Annotated in this window: 10 protein-coding genes and 1 pseudogene; all 11 read left to right on the top strand. The window is 32.6% G+C overall.

Features of this window, described 5'->3' with window-relative positions; genetic code table 11:
• Window positions 1-26 precede the first annotated feature (26 nt).
• The 11 genes and pseudogenes from BTR34_RS14845 (at window position 27) to BTR34_RS14795 (ending at window position 18,488) form a co-directional block, all read left to right on the top strand.
• Window positions 27-6,119 carry an Ig-like domain-containing protein gene (locus BTR34_RS14845; protein ID WP_068482438.1) on the top strand — a complete coding sequence of 2,031 codons (6,093 nt, stop codon included), beginning with the start codon at window positions 27-29 and terminating at the stop codon, window positions 6,117-6,119.
• Between the two features lie 273 nt (window positions 6,120-6,392).
• The gene (locus BTR34_RS14840) at window positions 6,393-8,525 is read left to right on the top strand and encodes an Ig-like domain-containing protein (RefSeq protein ID WP_068482441.1); all 2,133 of its coding nucleotides are present in this window, start codon (window positions 6,393-6,395) and stop codon (window positions 8,523-8,525) included.
• A gap of 137 nt (window positions 8,526-8,662) precedes the next feature.
• Window positions 8,663-9,778 (top strand): GDP-mannose 4,6-dehydratase, encoded by a 1,116-nt coding sequence (gene gmd, locus BTR34_RS14835; protein WP_068482800.1) that lies wholly within the window; start codon window positions 8,663-8,665, stop codon window positions 9,776-9,778.
• A 5-nt stretch (window positions 9,779-9,783) separates the two neighbouring features.
• Window positions 9,784-10,875 carry a GDP-L-fucose synthase family protein gene (locus BTR34_RS14830; protein ID WP_068482444.1) on the top strand — a complete coding sequence of 364 codons (1,092 nt, stop codon included), beginning with the start codon at window positions 9,784-9,786 and terminating at the stop codon, window positions 10,873-10,875.
• A complete protein-coding gene (locus BTR34_RS14825; protein WP_082960114.1) occupies window positions 10,875-12,359 on the top strand; it encodes a lipopolysaccharide biosynthesis protein in 1,485 nt (494 codons plus the stop codon). Before BTR34_RS14830 ends, BTR34_RS14825 begins: the two co-directional genes overlap by 1 nt.
• 62 nt (window positions 12,360-12,421) lie before the next feature.
• Window positions 12,422-13,471, top strand: a complete 1,050-nt coding sequence (locus tag BTR34_RS14820) for a glycosyltransferase (protein WP_216628789.1) — start codon at window positions 12,422-12,424, stop codon at window positions 13,469-13,471.
• Between the two features lie 428 nt (window positions 13,472-13,899).
• Window positions 13,900-14,110: pseudogene (locus BTR34_RS19295) on the top strand (DapH/DapD/GlmU-related protein); the annotation flags it as partial.
• A 110-nt stretch (window positions 14,111-14,220) separates the two neighbouring features.
• On the top strand, window positions 14,221-15,408 hold the full coding sequence (locus tag BTR34_RS14810; protein ID WP_068482453.1) for an O-antigen ligase family protein: 1,188 nt from the start codon (window positions 14,221-14,223) through the stop codon (window positions 15,406-15,408).
• 42 nt (window positions 15,409-15,450) lie between these two features.
• Window positions 15,451-16,323: a glycosyltransferase family 2 protein gene (locus BTR34_RS14805; protein ID WP_068482456.1), complete on the top strand. Its 873-nt coding sequence runs from the start codon at window positions 15,451-15,453 to the stop codon at window positions 16,321-16,323.
• A 10-nt stretch (window positions 16,324-16,333) separates the two neighbouring features.
• A complete protein-coding gene (locus BTR34_RS14800; RefSeq protein ID WP_068482460.1) occupies window positions 16,334-17,374 on the top strand; it encodes a hypothetical protein in 1,041 nt (346 codons plus the stop codon).
• A gap of 85 nt (window positions 17,375-17,459) precedes the next feature.
• Complete coding sequence (locus tag BTR34_RS14795) at window positions 17,460-18,488, top strand: hypothetical protein (RefSeq protein ID WP_068482464.1); 1,029 nt, start codon at window positions 17,460-17,462, stop codon at window positions 18,486-18,488.
• Window positions 18,489-18,519 lie beyond the last annotated feature (31 nt).

Genomic DNA, 18,519 nt, shown 5'->3' with positions numbered 1-18,519 from the left:
AAATCAATAATATTTAAAAACCTACTATGCTAAAGAGAACAAAATATATAGCATTCTTACTACTTCTATTCACCATTACCACTTATGGGCAAGATACTGATTATGATGGTGTTGACGATATTACAGATTTATGTATAAATACTGTTGACCCTTTAAATTTAGATACAGATGGTGATGGTATAGGTGATGCATGTGATGTAGACGATGATAACGATGGTATTTTAGATAGTAATGATTGTGAGGTTACTATACCTAATTTTAGTTTTGAAAATGGCTTAACCAACTGGACTATTGAATCCTCAGATGGAATCGTAAATAATTCTGTGGCGATTTCACCTGCAAATGATGGTCCATTTCCTGGAGCAGAAGGTGGAAACTATCTTGATATTGAAGCATATGCTGAAACTATTATATTAACTACATCCAATGCATTTGCAGTTTATAGGGAAACAAGTTACATTTTTGAAATTGCCCTAGCAGACTTACCTTTCCCAATTGGATCTACCGTACCTGCAGGATTTTATAATGATGGAAATATACGTCTTGAACTTGGATATGGTGATAACAATGCTAACTACACACCTATTCCAGGTGCATTTTTAGATATTAATGGCCCTACTGAAACTGTTGAAGGGTGGAACGAATTTAGTATTCCCTTTCAAATAAATGCTGGCGATGCTGCTGAAGGCGAAGGTATTCTAATAAGAATTTCCCATACAGGTATTGGGGGTAGTGCCGTTGGGTTAGGCGTTGATTTTGTACGATTATCTATAGATTCAGATCATGATGGTATTTCTAATTGTAAGGAATTAGATTCTGACAATGATGGTTGTTTTGATGTAGTCGAAGCCGGTCATACCGATGACGGCGGTGGACTACTAGCTGGTACACTTTCATTATCAGGAGATGGGTCAATAGATAATGCTACAGAAGGTTACACTGGTAGTACCCAAGCTGTTTTTGACGCTGGTTTAATAACATGTAACATAATAGATTTTGATCTCGATGGTGTACTAGATATAAATGACCTTGATGATGATAATGATGGTATTCTAGATATTTATGATTGTGAAGTCCCCGTATTGAATTATAGTTTTGAATCTTCAACACCAGGTGACACAGTTCATGAAGGTTGGGAAATAACCTCTACAAGTAGTGAAGGTGCAAATGTAGCCATTCCCAACTCCATAGATGATTATTTTTATGCCCCTGAAGGAAACCAATATGGCTTTATAAATGGTGATGGTATAATTAGTCAAAGACAATCTTCTGCTTCTTTTGAGTTAGGAGCATATATCTTAAGTTTAGACATTGGTGATGGCATAGGTAATTTCAATAATAATTATAGAAATGATGGTACTTCAATAGTTGAAATTGGCTATTTAGATCCTGGCAACAACTTTGTACTAGTTAATAGTTTAACCGTAACCAGCGACCAAACGCCAAATGGTATTTGGAGCAGATTCTCATTTTCTACACAAATAAACCCTGGCGACCCTGCTTTAGGTGAAGGTATTAGAATTCGAATAAGGCATGAGCAAAATGCTATTCTTAACCAACGTCGTGGAGATTATGACAATATTACTTTACTAAGGGATAGAGATAATGATGGCAATGCTGATTGTATTGATTATGATAGTGATGGTGATGGTTGCCCAGACGTTACAGAAGTAGGTCATATAGATAATGGAAGTAGTCAATTACAAGGTTCAGGAATAAACCCTACAAATGGTCTTGTAACTGGTTATAATGTTGGAAATGCTACAGGTTATACAGGGCTCAGAGCTGCCTATTTTGACAATTCTATAAATTCTTGCAATATAATCGACACAGATGGTGATGGCTTAGCTGATGGTGATCGTTATTATTTTCAACCGAATGGAGCAACAGCTTGGGATGGGCTAGATTTAGACAATGATAATGACGGCATATTAGATATTAATGAAGGATGTGAATTAACCCAAACATCTTCTCCAGTTTCTGAAGAATTTGCAAATTTTGAAATTCTAAGAAACAATTTCTTTTTCTTCCCTCCTACTCTAAATGCACCTTATACTTCTGGTCCTGGCCCTAATGGTGTTGGAATGATAGATTATTGGGTGGCAAGTAACCCTAACGGGGCTGGCCCACATATGGTCAATGCTGGTTCGTATATCGATTTAGGAACGGGTCAACCCTATTCACAAAATTATTTTACCGATGGCACCTTACAACCAGACGACCCTACTTTTGGTATTGTTGTTCCGTCTGCTTATGAAAATGATACATTTGCATTCATTGACGGTGACGGTTCTTTAACACAAACAAGGTCCGATATTTTAATGGAAGAATCATCGTACATTATAACCATAGCTGTTGGTGATGGTCTAGATTATGAAAATGGATATAGGAATGATGGTGTTAGTTTAATTGAGGCTGGGTATGGACCGGTTGCTTCTTTTACTTCACTTAGCCAAATAATCGTGAACCCAGAAGATACCCCTAATGGAACGTGGACCGATTTTACATTTAATATAACTGTACCAGCAGGCTCACCTGCTATTGGTCAAGAATTATTACTTCGCATAACGCATACTGGAAATGTAATCAATAATCAATTAGCAGGTAATTATGACCATATTAGAATAAATAGAGATACAGACGGTGATGGAATTTCTGATTGTTTGGATCCAGATTCGGATGGCGATGGTTGCCCAGACGCTACTGAAGCTGGTTACACCAATGATGATAATGATAATTTTGTAGGTAACGGTATACCTATAATCGACGCTAATGGTCTTGTAACAGGAACTAATGGCTATAGCACACCAGTATCCGTAAATGTTATTACGCCCACAGACCCTGTAGTGATAGCTAACCCATTTAATAATGAAGCCAGTTGTGAAGGTGGAGATGTAACTTTTTCTATCGTTGCAAATAGACTTACCGGGATTATTGTTTATGAATGGTATGAAAGTACCGATGGCGGCGCTACTTTTAATTTATTAACAGAAGTAGCTCCATTTTCGGGAACCACCACAGCAAATATGACAATTTCTGCAGTTACCGCAGCTCAGAATAACAACCAATATAGAGTTCGGGTTTTTGGTGATGATTACTTATGCTATGAAGAAGCACCTGCTACATTAACAGTAACCACAGGACCAACAATAGTTACTCCAGTTCCTTTAAGTGCATTAATTTGTGATGGAGAAGATGCTGTATTTAATTTAACTGGCGATGCCAATGATATTATTACGTATAGTTTAGATGGTGCACCTTCAACGTCAATTGCATTAGACGCTACAGGTAATCAATCGGTGACAATACCTGCCCCCACAGCAGATGTTACCATGTCAATAATTAGTATTGAAGACAGTGTTTCTTCTTGCGTATTAACGTTGGCACCAGCTACGACGGCTACAATTACGTTTAACACTATTCCAACAGCTCCTATTAACCCAACTAATGCTTCTATTTGTGAAGGAGCTGCTAACACTCCCATTAGTGTGAATTTAGACCCAATGGGCTCCGGAGACACTATTAATTGGTATGATGTGGCAACCGCTGGAATTTCTTTATCTTCTGGACCTACATTTACATCCACGGAAACCTTACCTAACACCTATACCTATTATGCAGAAGCAGAAAATATAGCATCAGGGTGTGTGAGCGCTACTAGAGTTCCTGTAACTTTTACAATAAATGCAACGGTTGTCGCAGATATTATAGGCGACCAAACCGTTTGTGATACGTATACCCTACCAGCTTTATCTGTAGGAAATAATTATTACACAAATTCAGGAGGCACGGGTAATTTACTTAACGCTGGGGATGTTATAACAACATCACAAACAATTTTTGTATATACGGAGACAGGCACTACGCCTAACTGCACAGATGAAAGCAGTTTCGACGTAACTATTGATATTACCCCTAGTTTAATACCAATTTCTAATACATGCTCATTAGATTTATCAACTTATGAAGTTGTTTTCCAAGTGTTTACTGGTACGTTGACTTCCACTGCTGGTACCGTTGTTGGTAATGACACGGTAACAGATATTCCGGCTGGCACTGACATCACAGTAACAGCTACAAATAACGCATGTGTAACTAATTTAATAATTACTGCACCAAATTGTAACTGCCCTACATTAGACGCTCCAATAAACCCATTAAATGGAAGCAATTGTCAAGGATCTCCGACTTCCAACTTATCAGTTGATTTACCGATTACAGGAGGTGATACAATTAATTGGTATGACGCTGCAAGTGGTGGGAACTTCTTATTTTCTGGCGCTACTTTTTCACCATTAGATACAGCTGTGGGTACTTATACGTATTACGCTGAAACTTTTGATAGTGTAACCTCATGCGAAAGTGTAAGAACACCAGTTACGCTTACAATCAACAATACCCCAATCGCAGATACAATGGCAAATCCCCCGCCATCTTGTGATTCATATACATTACTTCCACTTAGTCCAGGAAATAATTACTATACAGGGCCTAACGCAACTGGTAATATGCTAAACAGTGGCGATGTCATTACAACATCACAAACTATTTATATTTATGCAGAATCTGGTACAACACCCAATTGTACTGATGAAAGCAGTTTTGACGTTGCTATAAACACAACGCCTGTAGTGGTAGTAGACGAAAAAAATTGTGCACCAGATTTATTGACTTATGAAATTATATTAGAACCTTTAACCGGTGTTTTAACTACAAGTGCAGGCACAGTGATTGGTAATGATAGAATAGTTGGTATTCCATCAAATACAGATATCATAATAACAGTAAGTAATAATGGATGTGATAGCACTATAACCATTGAGGCCCCAGATTGCAGTTGTTCTGTATTAGCAGCACCAACAAACCCAATAAACGGAAATAATTGCGAAGGTTCCCCAACAGCCAGTTTATCGGTTGACCCATCTACCGCTTTAGGAAATATTATAAACTGGTATAATGTTCCCGTGGGTGGAAATATTCTAAATATTGGTGATACATATACACCAAATGAAACAACCGAAGGAACTTATGTTTATTACACTGAAATCTATAACACAGTTTCCCAATGTACAAGTGATAGAGTTGCAATAACCCTTATTATAACGGCAATACCAACCATAACACCACAAGCAAATGTTGAAGCATGTGAGTTCTATGTTTTACCAGATCTGGGACAAAACCAAAATTATTATACGGGTCCCAATGCCACAGGCACTATTTTAAATTCTGGAGAACAAATATTATCCTCTCAAACCATTTATATATTTGGGCAAGCAGAAGAAAATGCAAGCTGCACAGCTGAAACATTTTTTGATGTAACGGTTTTACAGGAACCTATACTTGATATTCCTACCAGTCTAAGTTTATGTGAAGGCAGTGGAAATACCGAGTCTATATTTTTAGGAGAAGACCTAGGTACTGACTATCGTTATGATTGGACACCAAATAATGATACTAATGGTGATGGTATTGAAGAAGCAATTTTTGAGGTTCAAGTTCCAGGGAATTATTCTTTACAAGTTTATCATATAGGAGCAACATCAGAATGTGGAGGAATAAACACCTATAATATAACAGTGAATGAAGTCCCGCAACCTTCGCAAATAGAAGTTGAGGTTACCGCCGAAGGTTATATGTTAGATTCCGGTAATAGAGTCCGTTTAATAGTTAACGACAACCCACTACTTTTTGAGCAATTTGAATATAGCATTACAAGTGCGGAGGGTCCTTTTCAAGAAAGCAATATTTTTGAAAATGTAGATGGTGGTTTGTATACTGGCTACGTAAGAGCTATAAGTGGGTGTGGAACCACCATAAGTAGTATACCATTTCTTATTGTCAATTACCCAACATTTTTTAGTCCTAATGGAGATGGAGCTAATGAAACCTGGAAACCATTAGGTTTAGAGAACTTAAATATAACTTCTAATATAGAAATTTATATATATGACAGACATGGAAAGTTACTATCGAGACTGGATCCTTTAGGTCCAGGTTGGGATGGCACTTATAATAATGAACTAATGACTTCATCTGACTACTGGTTTAAAGTTGACTTTATAAATGAATTAGATGGTGAACCAATTCAATTTAACGGTCACTTTAGTTTAATTAGGTAATAATTTGATTATTTAAGTTAAAATTGAAATTCAATGAGTTATTTAATATCATAACTATTTATTAAAAATCTCGTTGAATTTCAATAATTCTGTTAAAATTGTTAAAAAAAAAGGCATTTCATCGAATATGAAAGTTTCAAAAATCTAAATGCGAAAGTTGACACGTATAAAATGGGTATTTCATCGAAAAAAAAATGAATTTCAACGATGAAAAGAAATTTATAAATATTTTTGAATTCCCAAGTTATTAATCGCGTTAACAGAAAATTATCTATGAAACTTAGCCTAAAAAAATTCACTTCCTTATTATTTGTATCATTTTTTCTAATTTTTTTAAATTCATGCAGTAAAGATTCTGATTTATTATCAGAATATGTTGTTCAAAACCCAGATTCCAGTTCTAGTTTAGATAATAGAGTGTTTGATGACACTTTCTTTATACAAAATAACAACGCTATTATTCTTGATGTTCTACAGAATGATCTTTTCGATAATTTAAACAATGTCAGAATTGTTGAAACATCCTTACCTACTTCTGGTACAATTGTTATTAATGCGGATAACACACTTACCTATACACCGCAAACAGTAGTAGAAGAACCAACAGATAATAGTACAAACGAAAGTATACCTGACACTACAAATGAAGACAAGTCTACTGAAAGTGAACCAGCTACCGAAGAATCTACTGAAAGTTCAGAAGCCGAGACAGATACGTTTATATATGTTGCGGAAGAAACAAATGAAGACGGTGTTGTTACAACAGAGGAAGGATCAGTTACAATAAGTAATGCAGAAAATAAGAATCCGACATCAGGTGAAAACGTATATTATGTAACAACTAGTGGAAAAAGTAATTCATCAGGAAAATCTGAAGCAAATGCCTGGGATATTTCCCATGCTTTTAAAGCAGCAAAAGCTGGTGACATAATCTATATTAAAGCTGGTAATTATGGGGGCGGAAACTATACTTTCAATCAAAGTGGATCAGCGGGTCGTGAAATAAAATTTATTGGATATAAAAATAGTCCTGGTGATATTGATGCGTCAACCCAAAACTTATTGAGCAATGAAACAAGAGATAGACGTGGTTCAACACAATATGCAAACAATGTAGCATTTGATTATCAGAACACACCAGATTATACCCAAATGCCTTATTTTAACAAGTCATACATTCGCGATGATATATTTTTTACGATAACCGGAGACTACATAGAGTTTCATAATATAATTGTAAAAGGCGGTGATATTGGTCTGCTTTATAATTCAACCTCTAGTAACTGTAAATTAATCAATTCTATTTTAGTAGAGCAAGGTAGAATGGATATAGCACAAACGGACAAAAGTAATCCTGATAGATTTCATGGTACAGGTGTAGCAAATAGAAGATCTACTAATTTAATGGTAAAATATTGTAGTTTCTTAAATTGTGAACAGCAAGCACTTGAAATTAGAGGTGCAAATTCCGGCACTTACTCTGACAATGTCGTTTATTCATACAACACAATAAATGGTACTGATTATTTTTATTTAGTTACCAGTGACAGTGGAATACCATCGCAAAATTTGGTAATAGAATACAATAGATGCCATAGATTAAGTAATGTTAGACATGGTGGGCATGGGTTTATAACCAAAAATGGTGCAATAAACAATACTTTTAGAAATTGGAATGTCATCAATAGTAATATCGAAACTAGTTACGCGAATGCCAATAATAATTTATTTGAAAAAGGAAAAATTCAAGGATCTTTCAGCACGACAGGTGATGCGCTAACTTATCTTTTAACATCTAATGGAAGTTCAGGTAATACTTTTAAAGATATTATAATTGATGATGTTTGGGGCGGCCTAGTATTTCTTGATCACGGTGAAGACTCAAGCTCGCCCTATGCAGGAAGGGCCAATGATTATATTAATATAATTGTTAAAAATGCAACATATGGTGTAATTTTCTCTGAAAGTTCTTCAAATTTAGGCCCAACTAATGATAATAGATTTTTAAATTGTACTTTTTACAATGTAGATAATGGCATTAGAGCATATAGAAACAATAGTAATAACGAATTCATTAATTGCCATTTTTCAGCATCCAAAGAGTTATATACAAACCACGCTGGTTTTACTTTAAATAATAACACTAAATTTGAAAATTGTCACTTTTCTGGTAACATAAACGCAAATAGTGCCAGCTCTTTTGCAGATGTTAACAATATTAGTGGAGATCCATTATTCCAGGACACTTCAACATTATTGAACAATGTAACTTCAATTGGTGGATTACAATTATCGCCAGAAAGTCCCTTAATTGGTATGGGACAAAATACCTCTTTACTAAATTCTAAATGTAGTACTGATTTTTATGGAAGGGAAAGAGTTACTTATAACATTGGAGCCTTTTAAACTAAAGTATTTAATTAATTAAATTTAAAGCCTTCCATGTGGAGGCTTTTTTTTTACCTTTAACAAAATTTTTAAGTGATATAGCCGTTCTACTGCAAAGAAATATAAACACACCAGACTTAAAAGATTATTTATTTATGAAGAAAGTAGCCTTGATAACAGGAGTTACCGGACAAGACGGAGCATATTTAAGCGAGTTTTTATTAAAAAAAGGATACGTTGTTCATGGTTTAAAACGTCGTTCCTCATTGTTTAATACAGATAGAATAGACCATCTTTATCAAGATCCACATGAAAAAGAGCGTAATTTTATATTGCACTATGGGGATATGACCGACAGTACAAATCTTATTAGGTTAATTCAAGAAATTCAACCAGATGAAATTTATAACTTGGCTGCAATGAGTCATGTTGCGGTTTCTTTTGAAACACCAGAATATACCGGGAATGCAGATGGATTAGGAACCTTAAGAATATTAGACGCTGTACGTTTATTGGGATTGTCAGATAAAACAAGAATATACCAAGCTTCAACATCAGAACTTTATGGTAAAGTTCAAGAAGTGCCACAGAGTGAAACAACACCCTTTTATCCAAGAAGTCCATATGCAGTAGCAAAAATGTATGCCTATTGGATTACTGTGAATTATAGGGAAGCATATGGCATGTACGCCTGTAATGGTATATTGTTTAATCATGAATCCCCTATAAGAGGAGAAACATTTGTAACAAGAAAAATCACACGTGCTACTTCTCGAATTGCTTTAGGATTGCAGGATAAAATTTACCTAGGTAATTTAGATGCTCAAAGAGACTGGGGACATGCAAAGGACTACGTTCGTATGATGTGGATGATTTTACAAGCAGATGAAGCCGAAGACTGGGTTATAGCAACAGGTAAAACTACACCCGTAAGAGAATTTGTAAGAATGTGTTTTAATGAAGTTGGCATTGAATTAGAGTTCAAAGGTAAAGGAATTGACGAAAAAGCATATATTACAAAATGTAATAATCCGGAGTACCAATTAGAGATAGGTAAAGAAGTATTGGCAGTTGATCCAAAGTATTTTAGACCTACTGAAGTTGATTTGTTGATTGGTGACCCTAGTAAAGCAAATAATAAATTGGGGTGGAAGCCTGAGTTTGATTTAAGTGATCTTATTAAAGATATGATGCAAAGTGATGTCAAATTAATGAAAAAAGATCAGTTTTTAAAAGAAGGTGGTTACCGTGTTTTAAATTACTTTGAATAGAAGGAATGATTAAGAATTCTAAAATTTACATAGCAGGTCATCGTGGTCTTGTAGGTAGTGCCCTTACAAAAACCTTAATTGAAAAAGGATATACCAACATTATCCACAGGACACACGCTGAACTGGACCTCACAGATACTATTGCCGTTGCTGATTTTTTTAAGAAAGAAAAACCAGAATATGTTTTCTTGGCTGCTGCAAAAGTTGGTGGTATAATGGCCAATAATATATATAGAGCGGATTTTATTTATGAAAATTTAATGATCCAAAACAATGTAGTACATCAAAGCTACTTAAACAAGGTCAAAAAATTACTTTTCTTAGGAAGTACTTGTATATATCCAAAAAACTGTTTGCAGCCGATGAAAGAGGAATATTTACTTACCAATCCTCTGGAATACACTAATGAACCCTATGCAATTGCTAAAATTGCAGGAATTAAACTATGTGAAAGTTATAATTTACAGTATGGCACTAATTACATATCTGTAATGCCAACTAATCTTTATGGTCCCAATGATAATTTTGATTTAGAAAAATCTCATGTTTTACCTGCCTTAATACGTAAAATTTATTTAGGAAAGGCTTTAGAGAATTCTGATTGGAAACAAATAGATTCTGATTTAAATAAACTGCCCATAGAAGGTATTTCCGGATCAAGCAGTAAAGATGAAAAGCTCGGGATTTTAAAAAAATATGGTATTGAAAAAAACTCGGAAAATTTGGTTACCGTTGAAATCTGGGGTACGGGCAAACCAATGAGAGAGTTTCTATGGTCTGAAGATATGGCCGATGCATGTGTTTTCATAATGGAAAACAGAGATTTTAAAGATACAATAGATGTAAATTCCAATGAAATAAGAAATACACATATTAATATTGGTACTGGAGAAGATATTAGTATAAAAGATCTTGCTCATTGTATTAAAAAACATGTAGACTTTAATGGAAGTTTATTATTCAATGCTTCTAAACCCGATGGCACAATGAAAAAATTGACAAATGTTGATAAACTAAATGCACTTGGTTGGAAACATTCTGTCTCTTTAAACAATGGTATAGAAAAACTATACCAATGGTATCTGAATAAAAATTAATAACTATCAAACCCCCAACAATAAACAACCAAGATGAGAATGAAAATTTCTCTTCAAAACTTTTTGGAGGACTTATATGGAGTTCTTTAGAAAAATTTTCTGTACAAGGTGTTTCTGCGATAATAGGAATTGTTCTAACTAGATTATTAGAACCTGTTGAAATAGGAAATATTGGTTTATTGATTGTTTTTATTTCATTTTCTCAAGTTTTTATAGATAGCGGATTTAGTACTGCATTAATTCAAAAACAGAATAGATCCAAGGAGGATATAAATACCGTATTCGTTTTTAACTTTATGGTAGCTGTAATTTGTTATACCCTTATATGGGTTGCGGCACCTTACATTTCCGATTTTTATGAAGTTCCAAAATTAACCGCATTCATTAGACTTTTATCGGTGTGTCTATTTTTTAACGCAGCGATAACGATTCCTCAAACCTTACTGACTATAAAAATGGATTTTAAATCCATGGCAAAAGTTAATGTCAGTGCGTCAATTATAAGCGGTTTTATAGCAATTTATTTAGCGTATAAAGGTTTCGGTGAATTGGCACTAATTTGGCAGATACTGATTAAAACATTAATTACTGCAGTTTACATTTGGGTTATTGTAAATTATAAACCAAAATTCGAGTTTAATTTAATATCCTTTAAAAGTCTATTCTCTTTTGGTTCAAAACTTTTGATATCCTCATTATTAAATAATATTACCAACAATATAGCATCACTATTTATCGGAAAGGTAATCTCAGTAAAATCATTAGGTTATTATTCCAGGGGCACACAATTTGCCGATATGGTATTCGGTCCAATGTACTCTGTTTATAACAGTGTATTTTTACCTAGTCTTTCAGCCATACAAAATGAAAAGGAATTACTCGTAAGTCAAACAAGAGGCATTATAAAAATGTCCTCCTCATTAGTCTTTCCGCTTTTCTTTTTTTTAGCAGTGGTGGCAAAACCAATGATAATTCTTGTATTAACTGAAAAATGGATTGCGGCAGCTCCAATTATGTCGATCATCTGTATTGCAAGAGCAATCACTATAATTTCTAGTATAAATATTAATTTACTTTATGCCATAGGAAGGAGCGACTTAGTTTTAAAACAACAGTATTATAAACTATTAGTTAGGATTATATTTTTATTGATATCTCTAAAATTCGGAATAATTTGGATTGCAGTAGCTGAACTTTTAGCTACTACTGTACATTTTTTCATTAACACTTATTACCCGAGTAAGTACATGAAATATGGAGCATTGGCTCAAATAAACGATGCAAAGGGCTCCATATTGATTAGTATACTGCTATCTATTATTACCTTACTTTTGTTTCATTTTATTACCAATATAATCTTACAAATAATAATTAGTATGATTATATTTTCCCTTGTTTATTATTTTATGGCGAAAATTTTTGGAATGACAGAATTGGAAAAACTACTAACGAAATGTAAAAAGATGATATGGTCAAAGAAATAGGTAAATCCAAACTTTGCTGCATATTCAATCATGCTCCGCATTACAGAGACGTCATTTTTAAAATGATGGACGAAGAGTTTAATAGTTCCTTTTATATAGGTGAATCAGTTGCAAGCCCTGTTAAACAAATGAATTATGAAAGTTTGAAAGGTTTTAAAAAAACTTTTAAAACTAAGTGGATTCTAGGTACTACATTTATGTGGAACTACGGTGTTATTAGATTAATTTTTAAAAAATTCGATTATTATTTATTAATTGGAGAGCCTTCAATTTTGTCTCATTGGGTAATTTTATTAATTGGTAAAATTTTAGGCAAAAAAGTATTCACTTGGGGTCATGGAATAAAATGTACTGAGAAAAAGAAGCTATTTTGGTTTGAAAAACTATTTTATAGATTACCTTATAAAGTGTTTGTATATGGTGAACATGCCAAAAACAATATGATCAAGTTAAACTATAATAAGGAAAAAATTATTCCTATTTATAATTCTTTAGATTACCTTAATCAAAAATCAATTAAAAAAGAAAGTAAAACAACTAATATATTTATTGATCATTTTAAAAATGAAAACCCCGTTATTATTTATGTAGGCCGTATATTATATTCAAAAAAATTAAATATTTTAATTGAAGCTCTTGATCATATAAATAAAACTGAAAAAAAGGCGAATTTGGTAATTGTTGGTCCAGAAGTAGATGATGATAGCATACCCAAATTAGTTAAAAAACTAGAATTAGAAAATGAAGTTTGGTTTTATGGCCCATGTTATAAAGAAAAAATAATAGCAGAATTATTTGCAAATTCAGTGGTTTCCGTCACCCCTGGCAATATAGGCTTAACTGCCATTCACTCATTAACATATGGTTGTCCTGTAATTACGCATCATAATTTGCATAAACATGGTCCAGAGTTTGAAGTTATAGAAGAAGGTATTACAGGTAGCTTTTTTAAAGAAGATAATTTAGATGATTTAGTTTTTAAGATAAAGTATTGGTTGGCAGCTGATGCAAATAAAAGATTAGAAGCAAGTGTAGAAGCAGAAAAAGTCATCGACGAAAAATGGAACCCGCTCAATCAAATCCGAATTTTTAAGTCAAACTTTTCAAAGTGAATATTACCAAAATCAAAAATATAGTTACTAAAAACTCCTTTCTCATGAAGAAATGGAGTTTTTTATACTTGTTATCTATAAAAAAAGAAAAAAATTTAAAATTTGGCAAAGGCATCACAATAACAAAATCTACCAAAATTGAAGGAACAAATACCATAGGAGATAACTGTAGAATATATTCATCACACATTGGTTTCGGTTCATATATTTCAGAAAATAGCACATTTATAGACAGTTATATTGGAAAATTTTGCTCTATAGGCCCTAATGTTAATTGTATATTTGGAAATCACCCTACTTCAAAATTTATAAGTACACACCCCAGCTTTTTTTCTACAAGAAAACAAGTAAATCTAACTTTTGTTTCTAAGGATCTATTTCATGAATTCTCGAAACAAAAACATCCAGAAAAAAAATATTCAATAAATATAGGAAACGACGTGTGGCTTGGTGCAAATGTTACGTTATTAGATGGGATAACTATTGGAGACGGAGCAATTATTGCAGCTAATAGCTTAGTTAACAAAGATATAGCACCATACTCCATAGTTGGCGGAATACCCGCTAAAATTATAAAGATGAGATTTGAAAATGAAGATGTTGATTATCTTTTAAATTTAAAATGGTGGAACAAATCTATAGAATGGATTACAAAACATGCCGCATACTTTGATGACATCAGTAAATTAAAAACAAAATTAAGGTCAGAAAAGATTGAAAAAACGAATCTTTAGAAATAATGCTTTACTATGAAAAATTGGTTATTATTAATTCTAGTATTTTTTTATTTGATAAACCCCAATAAAGATGGCTATATTTTTGGGTACTTAATATTATTTTTCTTGGTATTACATCCCAAAAAAACTATTCTCAAACTTGATTCTTTGGGTTATATTTTGTTAATTTTTTCTATAGCATATGCTATCTTTTACTCATTTAGTGCTGATATTTTAGTTCAAAATATTTTCATTTATGGAATGTTTCCGCTAACTTTTTATTTATTAGGAATTTACTTATTTAATGAAAAGAAAGAATTATTCTCAAATACCAGAGGCTTAATTTTAATAGCTTTAGTATTTTCTGTTACGGCTTTATTCTCTACATATAACTCAATTTTAGAAAATGGTTATAATATTTTAAACCGTAATGTCAATAATATATGGACTGGGCTTGAGGAAAATGCAACATATACAGGTGGTTTCCTTTTATTAAATATGTGTCTACCGGGCATACTAATAGTTTCCTGGAAAAAAATAAAAATTTTACGTAAGCTAATATTAATTTCCTTATATATAATAACTTTATTCGCTGTATTAAGATTAGGAAGTAGAACACAATTGGTCATATCTATTTTTTCAATATTAGCCGCAATCCTTTACTTGGTGGCTAGACAATCTACTAGAAAAAACTTTACATTCTTTGTTATTCTTATAATAATTGGTAATATAACTTTTGGATATTTAAATGTTGACAAAGATTCTGAATTTATTTCAGCATATACTGATCGAATGGAGAGTAAAAAATATGGAACAAATACTGCTGGTGGTAGAACTGAACGTTGGGAAAAATCAATAGAAATGTTATTTGATAAACCTTTAGGTTGGAATTTAGATGAATTCGGTTATTCTCATAATTTATGGTTAGATGTTTTACGTGTAGCTGGTATAATACCATTTATATTATTAATCATTTTCTCTGTCCAAAGCATAAAAATGCTGGTCAAAAATTTAAGATTCAACAAAAATATTGATCCGTTCATGGCTACTCTAGCTATATATATATTGGCGTTTTATCTCTTGTTTTTTGTTGAACCTATATTTGAAGGTTACTTTGAAGTTTTTGTCCTACACTGTTTCTATTTAGGTTTACTTACTTCATTTTCAATAAATAATCATCCACTACCATTAAAATCTAGAAATTCAGATAATATTAAGTAATATTTAGCCGATTATTTAGTTATAGTATAAAACTAAAAATTATTGAAAAAGATAGCTGTATTACTTACCTGTTTCAATAGGAAAGAAAAAACAATTTCATCATTATATTCGCTTTATAATGCATATGCCACTGTTTCAAAAAGTATTGAATTAGATGTTTTCTTGACCGATGATGGTTCTACCGATGGCACTTCTGAAGCTGTAAAAGAAAAATTTCCTAAAACAACCATTCTTAAAGGAAACGGTAATTTGTATTGGAATGGCGGAATGCGCCATACATGGACAGCGGCATTAGATAAAGGTTACGACTATTTTTTACTTTTAAACGATGACACAACTTTATACGACAATGCCCTTAAAAAGTTACTAGAGGCACAAGTTTATTGCGTTGACAAATATGGTCAACAAGGTATATACATTGGCTCTACGCAAGATCCTAATACTAAAAAGTTTACTTATGGCGGTAGTCTTTTAACCCACAAATTTAAATTTAGCTATCATGCGTTACCACCAAATGGAACATATCAAAAATGCGATTTAGGAAATGCAAATATTATGTTTGTCCCAAAAGAAGTTGTAACACAAATTGGAATATTATCCGATGGCTATAGACATGGCATCGGAGATACAGATTATACCTTAAAGGCAGTTAAAAAGAATATTCCATGTCTTGTACTACCCGATTATTTAGGGCATTGTGAAAATGAGCACAAAGAAGTGTATGAAGGCTTTTCAGAAAAAACATTAATTGAACGATGGAAATATCTAAACCATCCTTTAGGACTGGCCTTTAAATCTACTGTTCTATTTATGTGGCGCCATTTTCCAACAAGAGTTCCCTTTGTAGTAATAGCAGGGATTTACAAAGTATTCTTTCCTGGTCTATATATTAAAAGTTTGAGAAACAACAGATAAAACAATAACATTGGCAGAAAATATAATTTCTACGTGGGTCTATTTAGATAGTGAAGAAGAAAAATCAAAATACCCAAATAATAGCGTAAAAGCTTCTAGCAATTCTCCAGAATTTCAAGCAATATACTGGCGTTGTGTAATCGTGTTTTTCCAAACATCTTTACGTTTTCACAAAAATCATCGTCATATCCTGTTCACGAATACAGAGAACATACCATTGATTAACGGGTTTAGTATAAAAGATTTTTTTGAAGAAAATAATATTGAAGTTATTTCATTAAAAAATCAATACCCATTACCCAATGGGTATTTTAACAGCTTTAGAAACCAATTTTTTGAGTTTTCAATTCTTCAAGAAGTTTCAAAATTTATCGATAAGGATGATAATTTTTTAATGCTGGATTCTGATTGTATTTTTACAACTTCCATTGATAAAATATTTAATGAATTAAACACCTCTAAATTCACATCAATTACCTATTCTTTTGACCAGAATAAAGCAAACAGTAATGTTAATGGACTTACCGGTCTACAAATGAAAGAACTTTTTCAAGATTTTGGTGTTCAATTAAATTCATTTCCTTTTTATTCTGGAGGGGAAGTACTTTTATGTAAAGGTGATTTCATTAAAAAAGTAATGGAAGATTTTCCTACATTATTTAAAGAATTAATGAAACGCAATGCCGAAGGGAAAATAAAATTTAATGAAGAGGCTCACGTTTTATCCTATTTCTATTACAAGTATAATGGAAACATCGGTGGTCTAAATGCTCATATAAAAAGAATGTGGACCAATCATAATTATTACAGGAACATAGAAAAGGATGATTTTAAAAGAGCCATTTGGCATTTACCAAATGAAAAGGGTCAAGGTTTCGAAACTATGTACAATGACATCGTAAATAAAAAGTTTGAATTTGATAATCAAAACATGTACTTAACATATGCAAAAGACACCATGTTAGACCCAAAAAACTACAAAGTTGATTACTATAAACGTTTGAAAAAAAATGTTTTAAAAATAGCAAAGGCTGTTGGTCTAAAAAACTAACAGCTTATTTCAATTTTCATTCATTTAAAGTTTACCATTCTTAGTTGTAATATTAAGGCTATGGTGAAAACCTCATATAAGCATTATGCATTTTAAAATAGTTAAAAAACTAAATAAAGAAATTATTCATTTTGCAGAAAATGACATTCTTATTTCTTCTACCTATAATTCTATTTATTATAAGAGCAATAATTTAGAACAAAATATAAAAATTCCGGAAGCAAGCATAATTAAACGTTTTTTTGGTTTATTCAGAATTTCTCGTAGGTTATTAAGATTAGATAAATGCAATGTTTTTTATCATAAAAAAAACCTCGTAATAATTAGACAAGGTATGGTCTATTATTATGACCACTTAACGCAGAAGTTAGAGGAAACATTGAAGCTAAGAAATTGTAGAAATGTAATGCATCAATCTATAAATAGCACTCCAGAGGGTTATATATATTTTGGTGAATACGGGGCAAACGATGCTAGAGGTACTGTACCTATTTATAGAAGTATAGATGACGGTAAATCTTGGGAAGAAATTTACACATTTCCCGCAAAAAGCATAAAACATGTTCATGGTTGCTACTACGATAAATTCACCGACAAAATCTGGGTTTGTACAGGTGACTTTAAAGATGAAAGTTGGATTCTTATTGCCAACAAAGATTTTACTGAAGTTAAAAAAATTGGTGATGGTCAACAAAAATATAGAACCTGTAGCATAATCTTTACAGAAGATAAAGTTCACTGGCTAATGGATAGCCCAATTGAACCATCTTACCACATCATATTTGACAGAAAAACAGAAGCTATAGAAATAGGTCAAAAACTAATGGGGCCTGCTTGGTATACCAAGAAAATTGATGAAAACACCTATTTAGCCGGAACAACAAGAGAAATTGGTCCTGGAGTTTTAGATAATAACGCACATTTATATATTACCAAAGATCTAAAAAACTGGGAGATTATAAAACAATTTGAAAAAGACAATTTAACCATGAAATATTTTAAATTTGGGGTTATTGGCTTTGCTGATGGTAAGCAATCATTAGAGGAAGTTTATATTTTTCTAGAAGCTCTAAAAGGGTTAGACGGTAAATCGTTACTTTGCAACCTTTCCTAAAATAGCAAGTGCTCACCCCCTATTTATCCAA

It is taken from the genome of Maribacter hydrothermalis, assembly GCF_001913155.1.
In the GTDB taxonomy this organism is placed as follows: Bacteria; Bacteroidota; Bacteroidia; order Flavobacteriales; family Flavobacteriaceae; genus Maribacter; species Maribacter hydrothermalis.
The sequence above is the reverse complement of the archived record's forward strand: the minus strand, read 5'-3'. Positions and strand labels throughout refer to the sequence as shown.

What these genes read in the sequence shown, in the direction of transcription:
- BTR34_RS14795 (WP_068482464.1), top strand. Translation starts at nt 17,460, where the DNA reads ATGCATTTTAAAATAGTTAAAAAACTAAATAAAGAAATTATTCATTTT.
- BTR34_RS14845 (WP_068482438.1), top strand. Translation starts at nt 27, where the DNA reads ATGCTAAAGAGAACAAAATATATAGCATTCTTACTACTTCTATTCACC.
- BTR34_RS14810 (WP_068482453.1), top strand. Translation starts at nt 14,221, where the DNA reads ATGAAAAATTGGTTATTATTAATTCTAGTATTTTTTTATTTGATAAAC.
- BTR34_RS14840 (WP_068482441.1), top strand. Translation starts at nt 6,393, where the DNA reads ATGAAACTTAGCCTAAAAAAATTCACTTCCTTATTATTTGTATCATTT.
- BTR34_RS14820 (WP_216628789.1), top strand. Translation starts at nt 12,422, where the DNA reads ATGATGGACGAAGAGTTTAATAGTTCCTTTTATATAGGTGAATCAGTT.
- gmd (WP_068482800.1), top strand. Translation starts at nt 8,663, where the DNA reads ATGAAGAAAGTAGCCTTGATAACAGGAGTTACCGGACAAGACGGAGCA.
- BTR34_RS14830 (WP_068482444.1), top strand. Translation starts at nt 9,784, where the DNA reads ATGATTAAGAATTCTAAAATTTACATAGCAGGTCATCGTGGTCTTGTA.